Raw genomic sequence first — 15,503 nt, forward strand, 5'->3', positions numbered from 1 at the left:
GATATGTGGGTAACTACCCGGCAAATGTACACTCAGGAACAGAAGAAATTCCGCGCCCGTGATGAAGCGCAGGTGCTCGAAGAGATTCGCCTGACCGGCGAGCGGATGATCGTGCAGCGGGTGTTTCTCGCCGATGGTGACGCTCTGGTGCTGCCGACGCGGCGTTTGCTGACCATCTTGCAGGCGATCCGCGAGCACATGTCGGAGGTTGAGCGGGTATCGAGTTACTGCCTGCCGCGCAACTTGCGCAAGAAGTCGGTGGATGAGCTCAAGGAGCTGGCTGACGCATGGCCTATGTCGGTTGCGAATCCGGTGATGACGAGGTGCTGGCGCGGGTTAACAAGGGTGAGACCTATGAGTCCAGCCTGAGCGCGCTGGAAAAGCTCGGCCAGGCGGGTATCACCCGCTCGGTGATGATCCTCAATGGTCTGGGTGGCACGGTCTTGAGCGAGCAGCATGCGGATAATTCGGCGCGCCTGATGAATGAGTCGCAGCCGGAATTTCTCTCGACTCTGGTGGTGAGTTTTCCTATGGGGGAGGCGCGGTTTCGTCAGGGTTTTGCCGACTTTCAACCGCTCAACCAGCAGCAGCTATTTGTCGAGGTGGAGCGTTTGCTAAGTGGCCTTGAGCTGCGCGATACGGTTTTTCGCAGTGATCATGCCTCCAACTATCTGGTGCTCAAGGGTAACCTGGGCGCGGACAAGGCGCGTTTGTTGGCTCAGGTACGACAGGCAATCGAGCAGCCACAGCAGGCTCGGCTACGCCAGGAGTGGTAGCGCGGCCTTTGATTGGCAGTGGGTGGCGTGAAATATGCATCTAGGCGCTATCCGCCGGTTTTCTGTCACCGGCAGCGGGAGAGGCATGATGCGTAGTCTGTTGTTGATAATGAGTGTGTTGCTGCTGGGCGGCTGCATGAAGGCCAGTGATCTGGCAGATGAGGCAATTTATCAATTGCGCGATGTCGGCGTGCTTGACCATAGCCAGACGCGCCGCTCCAGCCCGTGGCGTTTGCAAGCCGACTCTTTCATCTATATCGCTCAGGGGCATTTCGTGCCGCCAGGTGGTGCTTATCCGCGGCCCAATGTGGTGGCTGAAGAGGCCTACAAGGGCTTTATCGAGTATTTCCCCATGGTGCGCCGCGCCAAGGCGCCGCTAGGCCTGGAAGAGTCGTTGGCGCAGGCGCGCGAGGCGGGTGCGCATTACCTGCTGTACAGCCGCTTCGCATATGCCGATGACCGTATCGGCACCGTGGAGGAATGGGAAGATCAGGAGGCGCTGGACCGTCTGGGTACTGATCACGGGGTGATTCAGTTGATGCTGATCGAGACCAACACCCGCTATTTGGTCGATACGGCGCGCATTCGTAGCCGTGGAGGCTTCCTGACGCTTTATGATGCCAAGCCGGAGGACCTGATCGGTCCGGCGCTGCAGGATTACGCGCGGCGTTTGTTGGGCTTGGGGCATTGAGTGATGACTGATACAGGCAAGGCCGGCGACCTGCTGGCGCAGATACCCAAAGGCGAGGGCAAGGGTTTGCCACCGGTGCACCTGTGGCACCCGGAGTTCTGTGGCGATATCGACATGCGCATCGCCCGCGATGGCACCTGGTATTACATGGGGACGCTGATTGGTCGCAAGCCAATGGTCAAATTGTTTTCCACCATTATTCGCCGTGATGGCAATAAATACGTGCTGGTGACGCCGGTGGAGATGGTCGGCATTCAGGTGGATGACGCGCCCTTTGTCGCGGTCAGTCTGCAGGTGGAGGGCGAGGGTGAGGCGCAGGTGCTGCGTTTTGTCACCAATGTCGAGGATGAGGTGGTCGCCGGCAGCGAACATCCGCTGCGGGTCGAACTCGACGCTCTGACTGAAGAGCCGGCGCCCTATGTGTATGTGCGCAGCAATCTTGAGGCGTTGATCCACCGCAATGTGTTTTATCAGCTGGTTGAGTTGGCGGTGACGCGCGAAGTTGATGGCAAGGCCTGGCTTGGCGTGTGGAGCAGTGGTGAGTTCTTCACTATCGGCCCGCAGCCGGACTGATTAGCTCCGCCGCTAGTCGTTGAATTCAACGCAATAAAAAAGGCTCCCGAAGGAGCCTTTTTTACATCTTACATGTTGGGGTAGTTGGGCCCGCCTGTGCCTTCAGGGGCCACCCAGTTGATGTTCTGGGCCGGATCCTTGATGTCACAGGTTTTGCAGTGCACGCAGTTCTGCGCGTTGATCTGGAACTTCTGCTCGCCGTCTTCCTTGGTCACCACCTCGTATACGCCGGCCGGGCAGTAGCGCTGCGCCGGTTCGTCGTACATTGGCAGGTTCTTGCTCAGCGGAATGCTCGGATCGGTGAGCTTCAGGTGGCAGGGTTGTTCCTCTTCATGGTTGGTGTTGGAGAGGAATACCGAGCTGAGCTTGTCGAAGCTGAGTTTGCCGTCGGGTTTTGGGTAGCTGATCTTCTGTGTCTCTGCAGCCGGCTTCAAGCAGGCGTAATCCGGCTTGGTGTCGTGCAGGGTAAAGGGCAGTTTGCCGCCGAAGATGTTCTGATCCAGCCAGTTGAAGCCTGCCCCCATCAATGGGCCGAACTTGTGCATCGCTGGAGCGAAGTTACGGGTGCGGAACAGTTCGTCGTACAGCCAGCTGGCCTTGAATGCGTCGACATAGCCGGTCAGCTGATCGCCGCCTTCCTTGCCAGCAAACAGTGCGTCAGCTACCGCTTCAGCAGCTAGCATGCCGGACTTCATGGCGGTGTGGCTGCCCTTGATCTTGGCCACGTTCATGGTGCCGAGGTCGCAACCGATCAGGGCGCCGCCGTTAAAGACCATCTTCGGCAGCGAGTTGATGCCGCCTTTAGCCAGAGCGCGAGCACCATAGGCTACGCGCTTGCCGCCTTCCAGGTACTGGGCAATCACCGGGTGGTGCTTGTAGCGCTGGAACTCATCGAACGGCGACAGGTGCGGGTTGCTGTACGACAGGTCGACGATCAGGCCAACCACTACCTGGTTGTTTTCCAGGTGATAGAGGAAGGAGCCGCCAGTGTTTTCTTTGGCGACAATATCAAGCGGCCAGCCAGCGGTGTGCACCACCAAGCCTTGTTCGTGCTTGGCTGGGTCGATGTCCCAGATTTCCTTGATGCCGATGCCGTAATGCTGGGCGTCGGCTTCGGAGTCGAGGTTGAATTTCTTGATCAGCTGCTTGCCGATATGGCCACGGCAGCCTTCGGCGAATAGGGTGTACTTGGCGCGCAGTTCCATGCCTGGGGTGTAGTAACCCTCTTTCGGGTGACCTTCGCGGTCAACACCCAGATCGCCGGTGAGAATGCCGTAGACCGAGCCTTCTTCATTGATCAGTGCTTCCTGAGCGGCGAAGCCTGGGTAGATTTCTACGCCGAGGTTTTCCGCCTGCTGCGCCAGCCAGCGGCACAGGTTGCCCAGGGAGATGATGTAGTTGCCATGGTTGTGCATGGTCTTGGGCACGAAGAAGTCCGGAACCTTGGTGGCCTTCTCGGCATTGCTGAGCACGTAGATGTCGTCGCGCTTGACCGGTGTGTTCAGCGGGGCACCGAGCTCTTTCCAATCAGGGAACAGTTCATTCAAGGCGCGCGGCTCGAACACCGCACCGGAAAGAATGTGTGCGCCAACTTCGGAGCCTTTTTCGACCACGCAGACGCTGATTTCTTTGCCGGCTTCGGCGGCTTTCTGCTTCAGTCGGCAGGCGGCGGACAAACCAGCAGGGCCGGCGCCGACGATGACGACGTCGAATTCCATAAATTCGCGTTCCACAGGCAATCTCCTACTCAGGGCTCTCTAATTTTATTTGGCGATCGAGCTCGTTCCATGAGCGATGCTGGCGCATTATATCCAGACCCTTCGGATGGGCCAATACAAACGTTTGTTTGAATTTTCTGTAGGGCTGTTAGAATCTTACTACATCGCTGACGATTGGCCGCTTCGTTGTATTGACCAGTCTAGGTCGTGCGGTCAAGATACGGGCGGTTTTGTGTCTGCCGTTATTGGTCGACTCCCGGTTCCGGCCGGTCTGCAGTTCCCGCCATGTTCGCTTCTGGCGACATTCTTATTCACCGGAGAGTAACGAGGAATCCATGAAGGTTCTTGTAGCTGTCAAACGAGTGGTCGACTACAACGTCAAGGTTCGTGTCAAAGCGGACAACAGCGGCGTTGATCTTGCCAACGTCAAGATGTCGATGAACCCTTTCTGCGAAATCGCCGTGGAAGAAGCTGTACGCCTGAAAGAGAAAGGCGTGGCGAGCGAGATCGTTGTCGTAACCATCGGCCCGGCCACTGCTCAAGAGCAGCTGCGTACCGCGCTGGCGCTGGGTGCTGACCGTGCCATCCTGGTTGAGTCGGCCGACGAGCTGAACTCGCTGGCTGTGGCCAAACTGCTCAAGGCAGTGGTCGACAAAGAGCAGCCTCAGCTGGTGATCATGGGCAAACAAGCCATCGACAGCGACAACAACCAGACTGGCCAGATGCTGGGCGCGCTGACTGGTTTCGGCCAGGGCACCTTCGCTTCCAAAGTGGAAGTGGCGGGCGACAAGGTCAACGTAACCCGTGAAATCGACGGCGGCCTGCAGACTGTTGCACTGAACCTGCCAGCTATCGTGACCACCGACCTGCGTCTGAACGAGCCGCGCTACGCGTCGCTGCCGAACATCATGAAAGCCAAGAAGAAGCCGCTGGAAACTGTTAGCCCGGCTGATCTGGGCGTTTCCACCGCTTCCACCGTGAAGACTCTGAAAGTTGAAGCACCTGCGACCCGCAGTGCTGGCATCAAGGTCAAGTCCGTGGCTGAACTGGTCGAGAAACTGAAGAACGAGGCGAAGGTAATCTAAATGACTATCCTGGTTATCGCTGAACACACCAACGCTGCCCTGGCTGCAGCCACCCTGAACACTGTTGCTGCTGCTGCGAAAATCGGTGGTGACATCCACGTTCTGGTTGCAGGCTCTGCTTGCGGCGCTGCTGCCGAAGCCGCTGGCAAAATTGCTGGCGTGGCCAAGGTACTGGTTGCTGACAACGCTGCTTTCGCTCACCAGTTGCCAGAAAACGTTGCGCCGCTGGTTGCCGAACTGGGCAAGGGCTACAGCCACATCCTGGCTGCTGCCACCAGCAATGGTAAAAATATCCTGCCGCGCGTTGCTGCTGCGCTGGACGTTGATCAGATCTCGGAAATCATCGCCGTTGAAAGCGCTGATACCTTCAAGCGTCCGATCTACGCCGGTAACGCCATTGCTACCGTGCAGTCCTCTGCTGCTATCAAAGTCATCACTGTACGTGCCACCGGTTTCGACCCGGTTGCAGCCGAAGGCGGCAGCGCTGCCGTTGAAGCTGTGGCTGTTGGCGGTGACGCTGGCAAATCGGCTTTCGTTGGCGAAGAGCTGGCCAAGTCCGATCGTCCGGAACTGACCGCTGCCAAGATCGTCGTTTCCGGCGGTCGTGGCATGCAGAACGGTGACAACTTCAAGCACCTGTACGCCCTGGCCGACAAGCTGGGCGCTGCCGTCGGTGCTTCGCGCGCCGCCGTTGACGCTGGCTTCGTACCGAACGACATGCAGGTCGGTCAGACCGGCAAGATCGTTGCACCGCAGCTGTACATCGCCGTCGGTATTTCCGGCGCGATCCAGCACCTGGCCGGCATGAAAGACTCCAAAGTGATCGTTGCGATCAACAAGGATGAAGAAGCGCCGATCTTCCAGGTAGCTGATTACGGCCTGGTCGCTGACCTGTTCGAAGCTGTACCTGAGCTGGAAAAACTGGTTTAAGCCGGTCTTCTCCGCCCAGAAAAAACCCGCTCACTGAGCGGGTTTTTTCTTGCCTGGATTTTTGCGCTAATCCACCAATGCTTGGAGAAAGGCCTGGTAGTGCTGTGCGGTCAGTTCCGCCCGTTCAATCATCGGCGCATGACCGGTGTCGGCCATGATAACCACGCTGGGTTTGCGCAGCAGCGGTTGCATTACCTCGACGCTGGATACATGCAATGCCCGATCCTCTGTGCCCCAGATGATCAGCGTTGGCGCTTGGATCTTCGGTAGCTCAGGTTCCAGCGGGATATAGCGTTCGATCAGATGGGCAAATACCTGGTCATAGTGGGCGCTGTTGGCGGTGGCCTGCTCGGCGAAATAGCCCTTAAGCGATTCCGTCAGGTAGGGTGGTTGCACGAAGATAAAGTCCAGCAGGCGCTGAAAGTCTTCGGGGCTTTTCACCACCAGCGGATTGGGCTCGCCGCGCTGCAGTCGTTGCATCAGTTCGCTGGGTTGCGGCGAAGTAATGCCTGCGTTGTCGAGTAACGCCAGAGAACGGGTTCTATGTGGATAGCGCGCGGCATACAGCGCGCTGATATGCCCGCCCATGGAATTACCGATCAGGTGCGACTGCTCAATTCCCAATGCATCAATCACGCTGGCCAGGCGTTCGGTCTGGGTGCCTACATCGTAGCTTCCGGCCGGTTTGTCGCTAGCGCCGAAACCCGGTAGATCGAGGGCTATAACCCGGTAGTCCTGGCTGAGGTGGCGAGCGAAACGCAGCCAGTTGTCCTTGTTGGCAGCAAAGCCGTGCGCCATCAGGATGGTTTGTGCGCTGCTTGGGCCGCCCTCGTAGTAATGAATGCTAAGATCGCCCACGCTGATCTGTTTGAGACTCAGCCCGGCACGTTGTCGCTCCACCAGCTGTATGCTTGTCAACAAGGCGGCGGGTGACAGGTAGAGCAGGGTAGCAGCAGAGGTGAGCAGTAGCATCAAGGCTGCGATCAGTTTTTTCATGGCTAGTCTTTATCGCGAATTCGTATGGATGCGTATTAAGCTAGCATGATTACAGATGTCTCCCGATGTGTGGCCGCTGGCGCCCATCCAAGGTTAAGTCGAGAAGTCGCCAATGCTTGAGCGTGGTTTTTATAGGTTGTTTCTCCTGCTATTCGTTGTACTGCTGATGCCGGCGTTTGCCGTTGCCGCAGGCAAGTGCGAGCGCCTAGTGGCGACCGGTAACCCGGAGTACCCGCCATACCTTTGGCGCGACCCGCAGAATCCTCAGAAGCTGATCGGAGCCAACGCCGATCTGCTGCAGCACTTGGCCAAAGAGCTTGGTGTAGTGGTGGATATCATCTATACCGGGCCCTGGTCACGGGCGCAGGATGAAGTGCGCACCGGTCGTGTCGACCTGATTGCCGGGGCGTTTCTGACTCTGCCGCGTCTGGACGTGATGGATTACGTGCATCCGGCGTTCTACTTCACCCCCTAGTGTGGTGTGGGTGCATCGGGGTGCAGAGTTCCCCTATGCCGGCTGGGATGATTTGCGCAATCGCACTGGCGATACCTTGGTCAACAACAGTTTTGGCCAGACCTTTGATGCCTACGCCAAGGACAACCTGACCCTGGAAGGCGTTGCCAGTCTGACCCAGGCATTTCAGAAACTTTTGCTGGGGCGTACCGACTATGTACTGTACGAGCGTTATCCCGGGCAGGCTCTAGCCGATAGCCTGGGCATGCAGGAGGATCTGCTGGTGCTCGATCCACCGATTTCCAGTGAAGGCCTGTACCTGACGTTGTCGCACAACTCAGCCTGCAATGATGCGTGGCTACGCGGCATGTTGGCGAAGAAAATGAACGAGGCAATTGCCAGCGGTTTGCCGGATGTTCTGCTGCAACGCAATCTGCAGCGCTGGAAAGATCAACAGCTCACACCCAGCGGTGACGCTGAACAGTAGGGAAATTCTGTGATTTATCGACGTATCTGTGCGGCGTTGCTGCCGCTCATGCTCAGTGCCTGTGCATCCGATCCTGCGCCTAATGAGCAACTGCGCCTGACCGAACAGGCGCTCAGTCAGGCCAAGGCTCTGGGTATTTCCGCCGAGCAGTCTGCTGCGCTGCGCCTGGCCGAGGAAAAACTTGTCCTGGCGCAAGCAGCCATGCAGGACGAAGACTACAAGCAAGCGCGGGTGTATGCCGAACAGGCCGAGCTGGATGCGCGGCTGGCCGAAGCTGAGCACTTGACCGAGAAAAGCCAGCAGCAACTGGCCGAGCTGAGTAATGCCATCAATCGCTTGCGCAAACAGCTGGGGGGCTTGCAATGAAGCCGACTCGGCTAAGCCTACTGGCGATTTTCGCGGCTGTGTTACTGGCGGGCTGTGCTTCATCGCACAGCACCAGTGAACAGGCACTACAGGACGCGCACGCGGCCTTCCAGCAGGTCAGAGAAGATGCCGATGTGCTACGCAGCGCACCTAAAGATTTGATTCGTGCGGGCGAGTCGCTGGCCAAGGCTGATCGTCTGTCGAACTACTGGGGCAGCGCCGATGATGTCAGCCACTATGCCTATCTCAGCCAGCAGTACAGTGCGGTTGCCGGGCAGAAGAGCGCGCTTAATCTGAATCAGGAACGCGCGGTCAAACTGGAACTGGAGCGCCAACGTCTGCAGTTGGCCTTGCGTGAGGCCAAGCTGCTCAGTGTGCAGGATCAGAGCAGTTGGCTTGAAGAGCAGATGGTCAGCCTGGCCACCAGCCAGAGTGAGCGTGGCCTGGTGATGACCTTGGGTGATGTGCTGTTCGACGCTGGCCACACTGACCTCAAGGCTTCAGCCAACCGTACGGTGCTGAAGCTGGTGCAGTTCCTTCAGCTCAACCCCCGGCGCGTCGTGCGCATCGAGGGCTATACCGACAGTCGCGGCGATGCTCAGGAAAACCTCGAACTGTCCCGTGCTCGCGCTCAGGCAGTGGCCGATGTACTGGTCGATCTGGGTATTGATGGCAAACGCATTGAAGTACAGGGCCATGGCGAAAGCTTCCCGGTCACCGAAAATGCCTCGGCCAAAGGCTGAGCGCAGAATCGTCGGGTAGAGATCGTGTTCTCTGATGAGCAAGGCAATTTAGGCTCGTCACGCTGAGCCTTCTGCCGTTAAAAGCCTCGGTTATCCGGGGCTTTTTATTGCCTGCATTCAGGCTGCGCAGCCTGCGGGTAGTTGCCTGGTGTCGCCGCACAATCCGAATGGCCATCGATTGAACCGTTACAGTCCTGGCAGGTTGGCACTGTATCGCCCACAATTCAGTGAGCTGTACCGGTGCAATTATAAGAGGCCGGTTTACTGTTACGGTTCAGTCAAGCAGGAACGCGGTCATGACCAATCTGTTGCTTTATCAGCGCATTGCCCAGCAACTGGCGGAAGACATCCGCCGCGGCGTCTACCAGCCCGGTGAGCGGGTGCCTTCGGTGCGCAAGATGAGTGCGCAGCTCAGTGTCAGCCACGCCACGGTGTTGCAGGCGTATGCCAACCTGGAAGACCAGGGCCTGATTCGCGCCCGCCCGCAATCCGGCTTCTACGTGCACCAGACTCCAGCCCTGACCGCGCCCACTCCCGATATCGCCCGCGTAGAACGCCCTGGCCTGGTGACGCGCAGCAGCATCATCAATCAGGTGCTCACCGAGTCGCGCCGCGAGGGGGTGTTCCCCCTTGGTGCTGCCGTGCCGCATGTGGATTACCTACCGGTGCGCGCGTTGCACCAGCAACTAGCCAAGGTGACCCGTTTTCACAGTGCACGAGCCTTCAGCTACATGTTCAGCCCGGGCTTTGAGCCACTGCGGCGCCAGGTGGCGATCCGCATGCGTGATGCCGGCGTGGTAGTCGACCCGACCGAGGTGGTGATCACCCACGGCTGCGTGGATGCCCTGCAGATGAGCCTGCGTGTGCTGACCAAGCCGGGCGATCTGATCGCCGCCGAGTCGCCGACTTATTACGGGCTGCTGCAACTGGCTGATCTGCTTGGCCTGAAAGTCATCGAAATTCCCAGTGACCCGACCACCGGCATCAGCCTGGAAGCCCTGCAACTGGCGGCCAACCAATGGCCGATCAAGGCGCTGGTGCTGACCGCGCGGTTGAGCAATCCGCTGGGCGGCACCATTCCCGAGGAGCGTCAGCGCCAGTTGCTGCGTCTGGCCGGTGATTACGATATCCAGATCATCGAAGACGATATCTATGGCGAGCTGATGTTCGAGCAGGGCCCGACCAAGGCGCTCAAGTCCCATGACCGCGAAGGACGAGTGGTGTATTGCTCGAGCTTCTCCAAGACGCTCTCTCCCGGTGTACGCATCGGCTGGATTGTTGCTGGCAAGTATCAGGATGAAATCCAGCGCCTGCAGACCTTCAGCACCCACTCGGCGTGCAGCGTGACGCAGATGGCGGTAGCGGCCTATCTGGAGAATGGCGGTTACGACCGGCATCTGCGCTTTATCCGCCAGGAGTACCGCAAGAACCTCAGCGCCTTTCAGCTGGCGGTGCAGCAGTATTTCCCCGAAGGCACGCAGATGAGTCGGCCCAAGGGCGGTTTTATTCTCTGGGTCAGCCTGCCGGCGCGGGTCAATACCAAGGACCTGCACGTACGTGCGTTGCAGCAGGGCATCAGCATCGCACCGGGGTTGATCTTCAGTAATACCGAGCAGTTCAACCACTGTATTCGCCTGAACTGCGGCATTCCGTGGAACCGTGAAGCCGAGCGTGCGCTAATGACCCTGGGCATGCTGGCCGGGCAGCTGTGTCAGGAAGGCGGTGATGGAGGGGATGCCCGTCGCCATGTTTAGGTTCGATAGCTGACCTGGATCGCTTTTTCTCCAAGTCCATTTGACTGGTATCTCTCGAATAAGTATAAGGCGCGCTCAAAATTTAATGCCGAGGGCTATTCTCGGTACAAATCATGGATAGAGCCGGTAGTGGTAGTACTGGCTGCAATGAACTTTTGCACAGTGCAGGGATGTAGATGCCAGACGTTTTATCCGAGCCAGCCCCGCTCGACACGGGCCTTGCCTGCTTGGTAATGCTTGCACGTTTCCATAACGTTGCTGCCTCCCCCGAACAACTCACTCACGAATTTGCAGAAGACGGCCGCCTGTTTGGCCGTGCCGAGATGCTGTTGGCGTCTAAGAAGTTGGGTCTCAAAGCCAAGTCTGCACGCAGCTCTCTTTCCCGTCTTAGTCATACACCGCTGCCAGCGATTGCCACTGACAGTGATGGGCGCTTCTTTATCATTGCGCGCCTGGATGATGGCAAAGCACTGATCCACGACCCACAGTCACAGCGCCCTGAAGTACTGAGTTTCGGAGAGTTGGAAGCTCGCTGGACCGGCGAGTTGATCCTCATTCGTTCGGAGTCCTCGCTCGCCGGTGACCTGGCGCGCTTCGACTTCAGCTGGTTTATTCCGGCGATCGTTAAGTACCGCAAGCTACTTGGTGAAGTGCTGCTGGTGTCTTCGTGCTCAATATTTTCGCCCTGCTCACGCCGCTTTTTTTCCAGGTGGTGATGGACAAGGTGCTGGTGCACCGCGGCCTTACCACGTTGGATGTAATCGCCATCGGCCTGCTCGGCATCATGATCTTCGAGACGCTGCTCAGTGGTTTGCGCAGTTATGTGTTTGCTCACACGGCCAGCCGCATCGACGTGGAGCTGGGCTCTCGTTTGTTCCGCCATCTGGTAACCCTGCCGTTGGCCTATTTCCAGGCAAGACGGGTAGGCGATTCAGTCGCACGCGTGCGCGAGCTAGAAAACATCCGCAGCTTCCTCACCGGCAACAGCATCACCCTGATTCTGGATGTGCTGTTCTCGGTGGTGTTTATCGCCGTGATGTTTATGTACAGCGGTTGGCTGACCCTAGGGAAACCCTGAAGAAGACTTCCTGAATTTGGCAAAATACCTGAACTCCACCCGCCGAGTTTTCCGATGAAGCAGATGACCTTCGCCGACGCCGAGTACGCCGGCAAGCGCAAGCAAACCCGCAAAGAGCTGTTCCTGATCGAGATGGATCAGGTTGTGCCGTGGAAGGGTTTGATTGCCTTGATCGAACCGCATTACCCCAAGGGTGAAGGCGGACGTCCAGCCTATCCGCTGATGGCGATGTTACGGGTTCATTTGATGCAGAACTGGTTCGGCTACAGCGACCCGGCGATGGAGGAGTCTCTGTACGAGACCACCATCCTGCGCCAGTTTGCGGGTCTGAGCCTGGAGCGCATTCCCGACGAAACCACCATCCTCAACTTCCGCCGATTGCTGGAGAAACACGAACTGGCTGCGGGCATCTTGGCCGTCATCAATGGCTATTTGGGTGACCGCGGTTTGTCATTGCGCCAAGGCACCATCGTCGATGCCACGCTGATCAATGCGCCGAGTTCGACCAAGAACAAGGACGGTAAGCGTGACCCGGAAATGCACCAGACCAAGAAGGGAAACCAGTATTACTTCGGCATGAAGGCGCACATCGGCGTCGATGACGAGTCGGGTTTAGTGCATAGCGTGGTCGGCACGGCAGCCAATGTTGCAGACGTTACTCAGGTCGACAAGCTGCTACACGGCAAAGAAAACATGGTGGGTGCCGACGCGGGTTACACCGGCGTAGAGAAGCGGCCAGAACATGAAGGCCGTGAAGTGATCTGGCAGATCGCAGCCCGCCGCAGTACGTACAACACGTTGAGTAAGCGCAGCGCGCTGTACAAAGCCAAGCGCAAGATCGAGAAGGCCAAGGCGCAAGTTCGCGCCAAGGTCGAGCACCCGTTCCGGGTGATCAAGCGTCAGTTCGGTTATGTGAAGACGCGTTTCCGTGGCCTGGCCAAAAACACCGCACAACTGGTAACGCTGTTCGCCCTGTCGAACCTGTGGATGGCCCGTCGACATTTGCTGACGAATGCAGGAGAGGTGCGCCTGTAATGTGGGAAATGACCGCTGCGAGGTGCTCGCGGCGGCCAGAAACACCGAAATGAGCGGATGACCTGATCGTTTTTGATCAGTTTTCCGCTTTCAAAATCAGCGGAGGCTGAAGTTGACCGGAAATACAGGGCTACTTCAGACCATCCCTAGTGGTGATTTTGTCGCTGCCGCTTTACTTCATCGTATCTCTACTGATCACCCCGGTGTTGCGTGCCCGGTTGAACGAAAGCTTTACCCGTGGTGCGGAGAACCAGGCCTTTCTGGTTGAGACGGTCAATGGTATCGACACCCTGAAGTCGATGGCAGTTGAACCGCAGATAAACCGCAAATGGGACAACCAGCTGGCGGGCTATGTGGCTGCCAGCTTCAAAACCCCAACCCTTTCGACCATCGCTAATGAGAGTGTTGGTTTCATCGGTAAGCTGGTGACCGTCACGACCCTCTGGCTGGGCGCGCGCTTGGTGGTTGAGGGTGATCTGAGTGTCGGTCAGTTAATCGCCTTTAACATGCTCGCTGGCCGGGTATCGCAGCCGATCATGCGCCTGGCCCAGTTGTGGACCAACTTCCAGCAGACCGGCGTTTCTGTACAGCGCTTGGGCGACATTCTCAATACCCGTACTGAACTGTCCCAGGACTCGCGTAGCGCATTGCCGCCGCTCAGGGGCGATGTCGAGTTCGACCAAGTGCACTTCCGCTATCGTCCGGATGGCTCCGAAGTGCTGCGCGGTATCAGCCTGACCATCCAGGCTGGCGAAGTAATTGGCGTAGTGGGGCGCTCCGGATCAGGTAAAAGTACCCTGACAAGACTGCTGCAACGCCTCTACACCCCCGAGCGCGGCCGCGTGCTGGTCGACGGTATGGACCTAGCTCTGGCCGATGTTTCCTCTCTTCGCCGGCAGATCGGCGTGGTACTGCAGGACAACATGCTGTTCGCCCGTAGCATTCGCGAGAACATCGCCCTAGTTGATCCGGGTACTCCTATCGAAGCGGTGATGCATGCCGCCAAGATGGCCGGCGCCCACGACTTTATCCTCGAACTGCCAGAAGGCTACGACACCGTGGTTGGTGAACATGGCGCCTCACTCTCGGGCGGCCAGCGTCAACGCATCGCCATCGCCCGCGCGCTGATCGGTAACCCGCGCATCTTGATCTTCGACGAAGCGACCAGTGCTCTGGACTATGAGTCCGAACGCATTATTCAGCAGAACATGCAGGCCATCTGCAAAGGTCGCACGGTGATCATCATCGCTCACCGACTGTCTGCCGTACGCGATGCCAACCGTATCTTGGTTATGGACCGCGGTCAGATCGTCGAGCAGGGCAGCCATACCGAACTGCTGACCCACCAGGCTGGCCATTACTCACGTTTACATCGCCTGCAGCAAGGCGGTGCGGCATGAGCGCCAAACGCGACTTGATCAACCGCTACCGTCAGGCCTGGCGACACTCCTGGCAGAACCGCAAAGCCATGGATGCACCGGCGCGGCTAAACCACGAGGTGCAATTCCTGCCGGCTGCTTTGGCTTTGCAAGAACAGCCGGTGCATCCAGCGCCACGTTATACCCAATGGACCATTATGGCTTTTGCCGCCTTAACTCTGTTATGGGCCTGTGTGGGCGAAATCGATGTGGTCGCCACAGCCAGCGGCAAGATTGTGCCCAGCGGTAAGAGCAAGGTTATCCAGCCCAGCGAAGTAGCGGTGGTCAAAGCCATTCATGTATACGACGGGCAACAGGTCAAAGTCGGTGACCTACTGATTGAACTGGACACCAGCATGACCGGTGCCGATGTCGAGCGCCTGAACAGCGACCTGCTCGCCGCCCAGGTCGACAGCGCACGCGCCCAAGCACTGCTCGATGCCATTCAGCACAACAGAGCCCCGGCAAGCTTGGCGCAACTAATCCCCCAGGCCAGCGCTGAACAGCAACTGGCGGCGCAACGCTGGCTACAGGGCCAGTACTTGGAACTGCAAAGCACGCTGGAGCAAAGCGCGGCTGCCATCGAACAGCGCAGTGCGGAGATCCAGGCCGCACAAAGCACGGTGGCTTCACTTGAGTTAAGTCTGCCGATCACCCGTGAGCTCGCTGCTGACTACAAGCGTCTGCTCGACAAACAGTTTGTCGCAAAACACGCCTACCTTGAAAAGGAACAAATCCGCCTCGACCAGGAGCGTGAGTTGAGCATCCAGCAGTCACGAGTACGCGAGCTCAGTGCTGCGAAAAAAGCTGCGCAGAGCCAGCAGAATAGCGTGATCGCCCAGACCCGCCGCGCCATGCTCGACTTGCAACATGAATCTCAACAACGCGCCGCTGCACTCACCCAAGAACTGAAAAAGGCCCAGCAGCGCGACAGTTTGATGCGCCTGACTGCGCCGGTAGACGGCACCGTGCAGCAATTGGCCATTCATACCAATGGCGGCGTAGTCACTGAAGCCCAGCCATTGATGGTCATTGTCCCCAGTGACCAGCCAGTGGAAGTGGAAGCCATGCTGGAGAACAAAGACATTGGCTTTGTAAGGCCAGGGCAAACCGTAGAGATCAAAGTCGAGACGTTTAGCTTTACCAAGTACGGCGTGGTGGACGGCACTGTGGTCAGCATTTCCAACGATGCCATCGAAGACGAACGCTTAGGGCTGGTTTACAGCGCGCGGATACAGCTTAAGAAGAACACGATCCAGGTGGGTGAGAATCTGATCGCGTTATCACCGGGCATGGCGGTTAGGGCGGAAGTGAAAACAGATAAGAGGAAGGTGATCGACTACTTCCTTAGCCCACTCCAACAGCACACGGCAGAAAGTTTAAGCGAGCGATGATTTTT

Annotated in this window: 10 protein-coding genes and 5 pseudogenes; 13 read left to right on the forward strand and 2 right to left on the reverse strand. The window is 57.9% G+C overall.

What is annotated here, in order from left to right; genetic code table 11:
• Positions 1-21: 21 nt before the first annotated feature.
• The 3 genes and pseudogenes from BLW24_RS17095 to BLW24_RS17105 all read left to right on the forward strand — a co-directional run.
• Positions 22-776 (forward strand): annotated as a pseudogene (locus BLW24_RS17095) (radical SAM protein); the annotation flags it as partial.
• Between the two features lie 88 nt (positions 777-864).
• Positions 865-1,467, forward strand: coding sequence for a DUF4823 domain-containing protein (locus BLW24_RS17100; protein ID WP_090384593.1), 603 nt, complete (start codon positions 865-867; stop codon positions 1,465-1,467).
• Positions 1,468-1,470: 3 nt separating this feature from the next.
• Positions 1,471-2,040 (forward strand): DUF1285 domain-containing protein, encoded by a 570-nt coding sequence (locus BLW24_RS17105; RefSeq protein ID WP_090384597.1) that lies wholly within the window; start codon positions 1,471-1,473, stop codon positions 2,038-2,040.
• Positions 2,041-2,108: 68 nt separating this feature from the next.
• Here the strand turns inward: BLW24_RS17105 and BLW24_RS17110 are convergent, their stop codons facing one another.
• Positions 2,109-3,773 carry an electron transfer flavoprotein-ubiquinone oxidoreductase gene (locus BLW24_RS17110; RefSeq protein ID WP_090384600.1) on the reverse strand — a complete coding sequence of 555 codons (1,665 nt, stop codon included), beginning with the start codon at positions 3,771-3,773 and terminating at the stop codon, positions 2,109-2,111.
• A 320-nt stretch (positions 3,774-4,093) separates the two neighbouring features.
• On the opposite strand from BLW24_RS17110, the gene BLW24_RS17115 reads away from it, so the two are divergent.
• Both BLW24_RS17115 and BLW24_RS17120 read left to right on the forward strand, forming a co-directional pair.
• Positions 4,094-4,843 (forward strand): electron transfer flavoprotein subunit beta/FixA family protein, encoded by a 750-nt coding sequence (locus tag BLW24_RS17115; protein WP_090384606.1) that lies wholly within the window; start codon positions 4,094-4,096, stop codon positions 4,841-4,843.
• A complete protein-coding gene (locus BLW24_RS17120) occupies positions 4,844-5,773 on the forward strand; it encodes an electron transfer flavoprotein subunit alpha/FixB family protein (RefSeq protein WP_090384611.1) in 930 nt (309 codons plus the stop codon).
• 66 nt (positions 5,774-5,839) lie between these two features.
• On the opposite strand, the gene BLW24_RS17125 is transcribed toward BLW24_RS17120, so the two are convergent.
• A complete protein-coding gene (locus tag BLW24_RS17125) occupies positions 5,840-6,769 on the reverse strand; it encodes an alpha/beta fold hydrolase (RefSeq protein WP_090384616.1) in 930 nt (309 codons plus the stop codon).
• Positions 6,770-6,881: 112 nt separating this feature from the next.
• Here BLW24_RS17125 and BLW24_RS17130 point away from each other — a divergent pair.
• The 8 genes and pseudogenes from BLW24_RS17130 (at position 6,882) to BLW24_RS17165 (ending at position 15,498) form a co-directional block, all read left to right on the forward strand.
• Positions 6,882-7,710: pseudogene (locus tag BLW24_RS17130) on the forward strand (substrate-binding periplasmic protein).
• A gap of 9 nt (positions 7,711-7,719) precedes the next feature.
• Entirely contained in the window at positions 7,720-8,076 is a 357-nt protein-coding gene (locus tag BLW24_RS17135; RefSeq protein ID WP_167360387.1) for a DUF4398 domain-containing protein, read from the forward strand.
• Positions 8,073-8,885 (forward strand): annotated as a pseudogene (locus BLW24_RS17140) (OmpA family protein). Before BLW24_RS17135 ends, BLW24_RS17140 begins: the two are co-directional and overlap by 4 nt.
• A gap of 230 nt (positions 8,886-9,115) precedes the next feature.
• Positions 9,116-10,573: an aminotransferase-like domain-containing protein gene (locus BLW24_RS17145; protein ID WP_090384622.1), complete on the forward strand. Its 1,458-nt coding sequence runs from the start codon at positions 9,116-9,118 to the stop codon at positions 10,571-10,573.
• A 176-nt stretch (positions 10,574-10,749) separates the two neighbouring features.
• Positions 10,750-11,639, forward strand: a pseudogene (locus BLW24_RS17150) (ABC transporter transmembrane domain-containing protein); the annotation flags it as partial.
• Between the two features lie 66 nt (positions 11,640-11,705).
• A complete protein-coding gene (locus tag BLW24_RS17155; RefSeq protein WP_090378610.1) occupies positions 11,706-12,686 on the forward strand; it encodes an IS5 family transposase in 981 nt (326 codons plus the stop codon).
• Positions 12,687-12,829: 143 nt separating this feature from the next.
• Positions 12,830-14,086: pseudogene (locus BLW24_RS17160) on the forward strand (ATP-binding cassette domain-containing protein); the annotation flags it as partial.
• Positions 14,083-15,498, forward strand: coding sequence for an HlyD family type I secretion periplasmic adaptor subunit (locus BLW24_RS17165; protein ID WP_090384625.1), 1,416 nt, complete (start codon positions 14,083-14,085; stop codon positions 15,496-15,498). The pseudogene BLW24_RS17160 and the gene BLW24_RS17165, both read left to right, overlap by 4 nt.
• Positions 15,499-15,503 lie beyond the last annotated feature (5 nt).

The sequence above is a fragment of the Pseudomonas anguilliseptica genome (assembly GCF_900105355.1).
Taxonomy (GTDB): Bacteria; Pseudomonadota; Gammaproteobacteria; order Pseudomonadales; family Pseudomonadaceae; genus Aquipseudomonas; species Aquipseudomonas anguilliseptica.

Coding starts and splice junctions, on each gene's coding strand:
- BLW24_RS17100 (WP_090384593.1), top strand. CDS start 865: ATGCGTAGTCTGTTGTTGATAATGAGTGTGTTGCTGCTGGGCGGCTGC.
- BLW24_RS17145 (WP_090384622.1), top strand. CDS start 9,116: ATGACCAATCTGTTGCTTTATCAGCGCATTGCCCAGCAACTGGCGGAA.
- BLW24_RS17165 (WP_090384625.1), top strand. CDS start 14,083: ATGAGCGCCAAACGCGACTTGATCAACCGCTACCGTCAGGCCTGGCGA.
- BLW24_RS17105 (WP_090384597.1), top strand. CDS start 1,471: ATGACTGATACAGGCAAGGCCGGCGACCTGCTGGCGCAGATACCCAAA.
- BLW24_RS17155 (WP_090378610.1), top strand. CDS start 11,706: ATGAAGCAGATGACCTTCGCCGACGCCGAGTACGCCGGCAAGCGCAAG.
- BLW24_RS17115 (WP_090384606.1), top strand. CDS start 4,094: ATGAAGGTTCTTGTAGCTGTCAAACGAGTGGTCGACTACAACGTCAAG.
- BLW24_RS17125 (WP_090384616.1), bottom strand. CDS start 6,769: ATGAAAAAACTGATCGCAGCCTTGATGCTACTGCTCACCTCTGCTGCT.
- BLW24_RS17120 (WP_090384611.1), top strand. CDS start 4,844: ATGACTATCCTGGTTATCGCTGAACACACCAACGCTGCCCTGGCTGCA.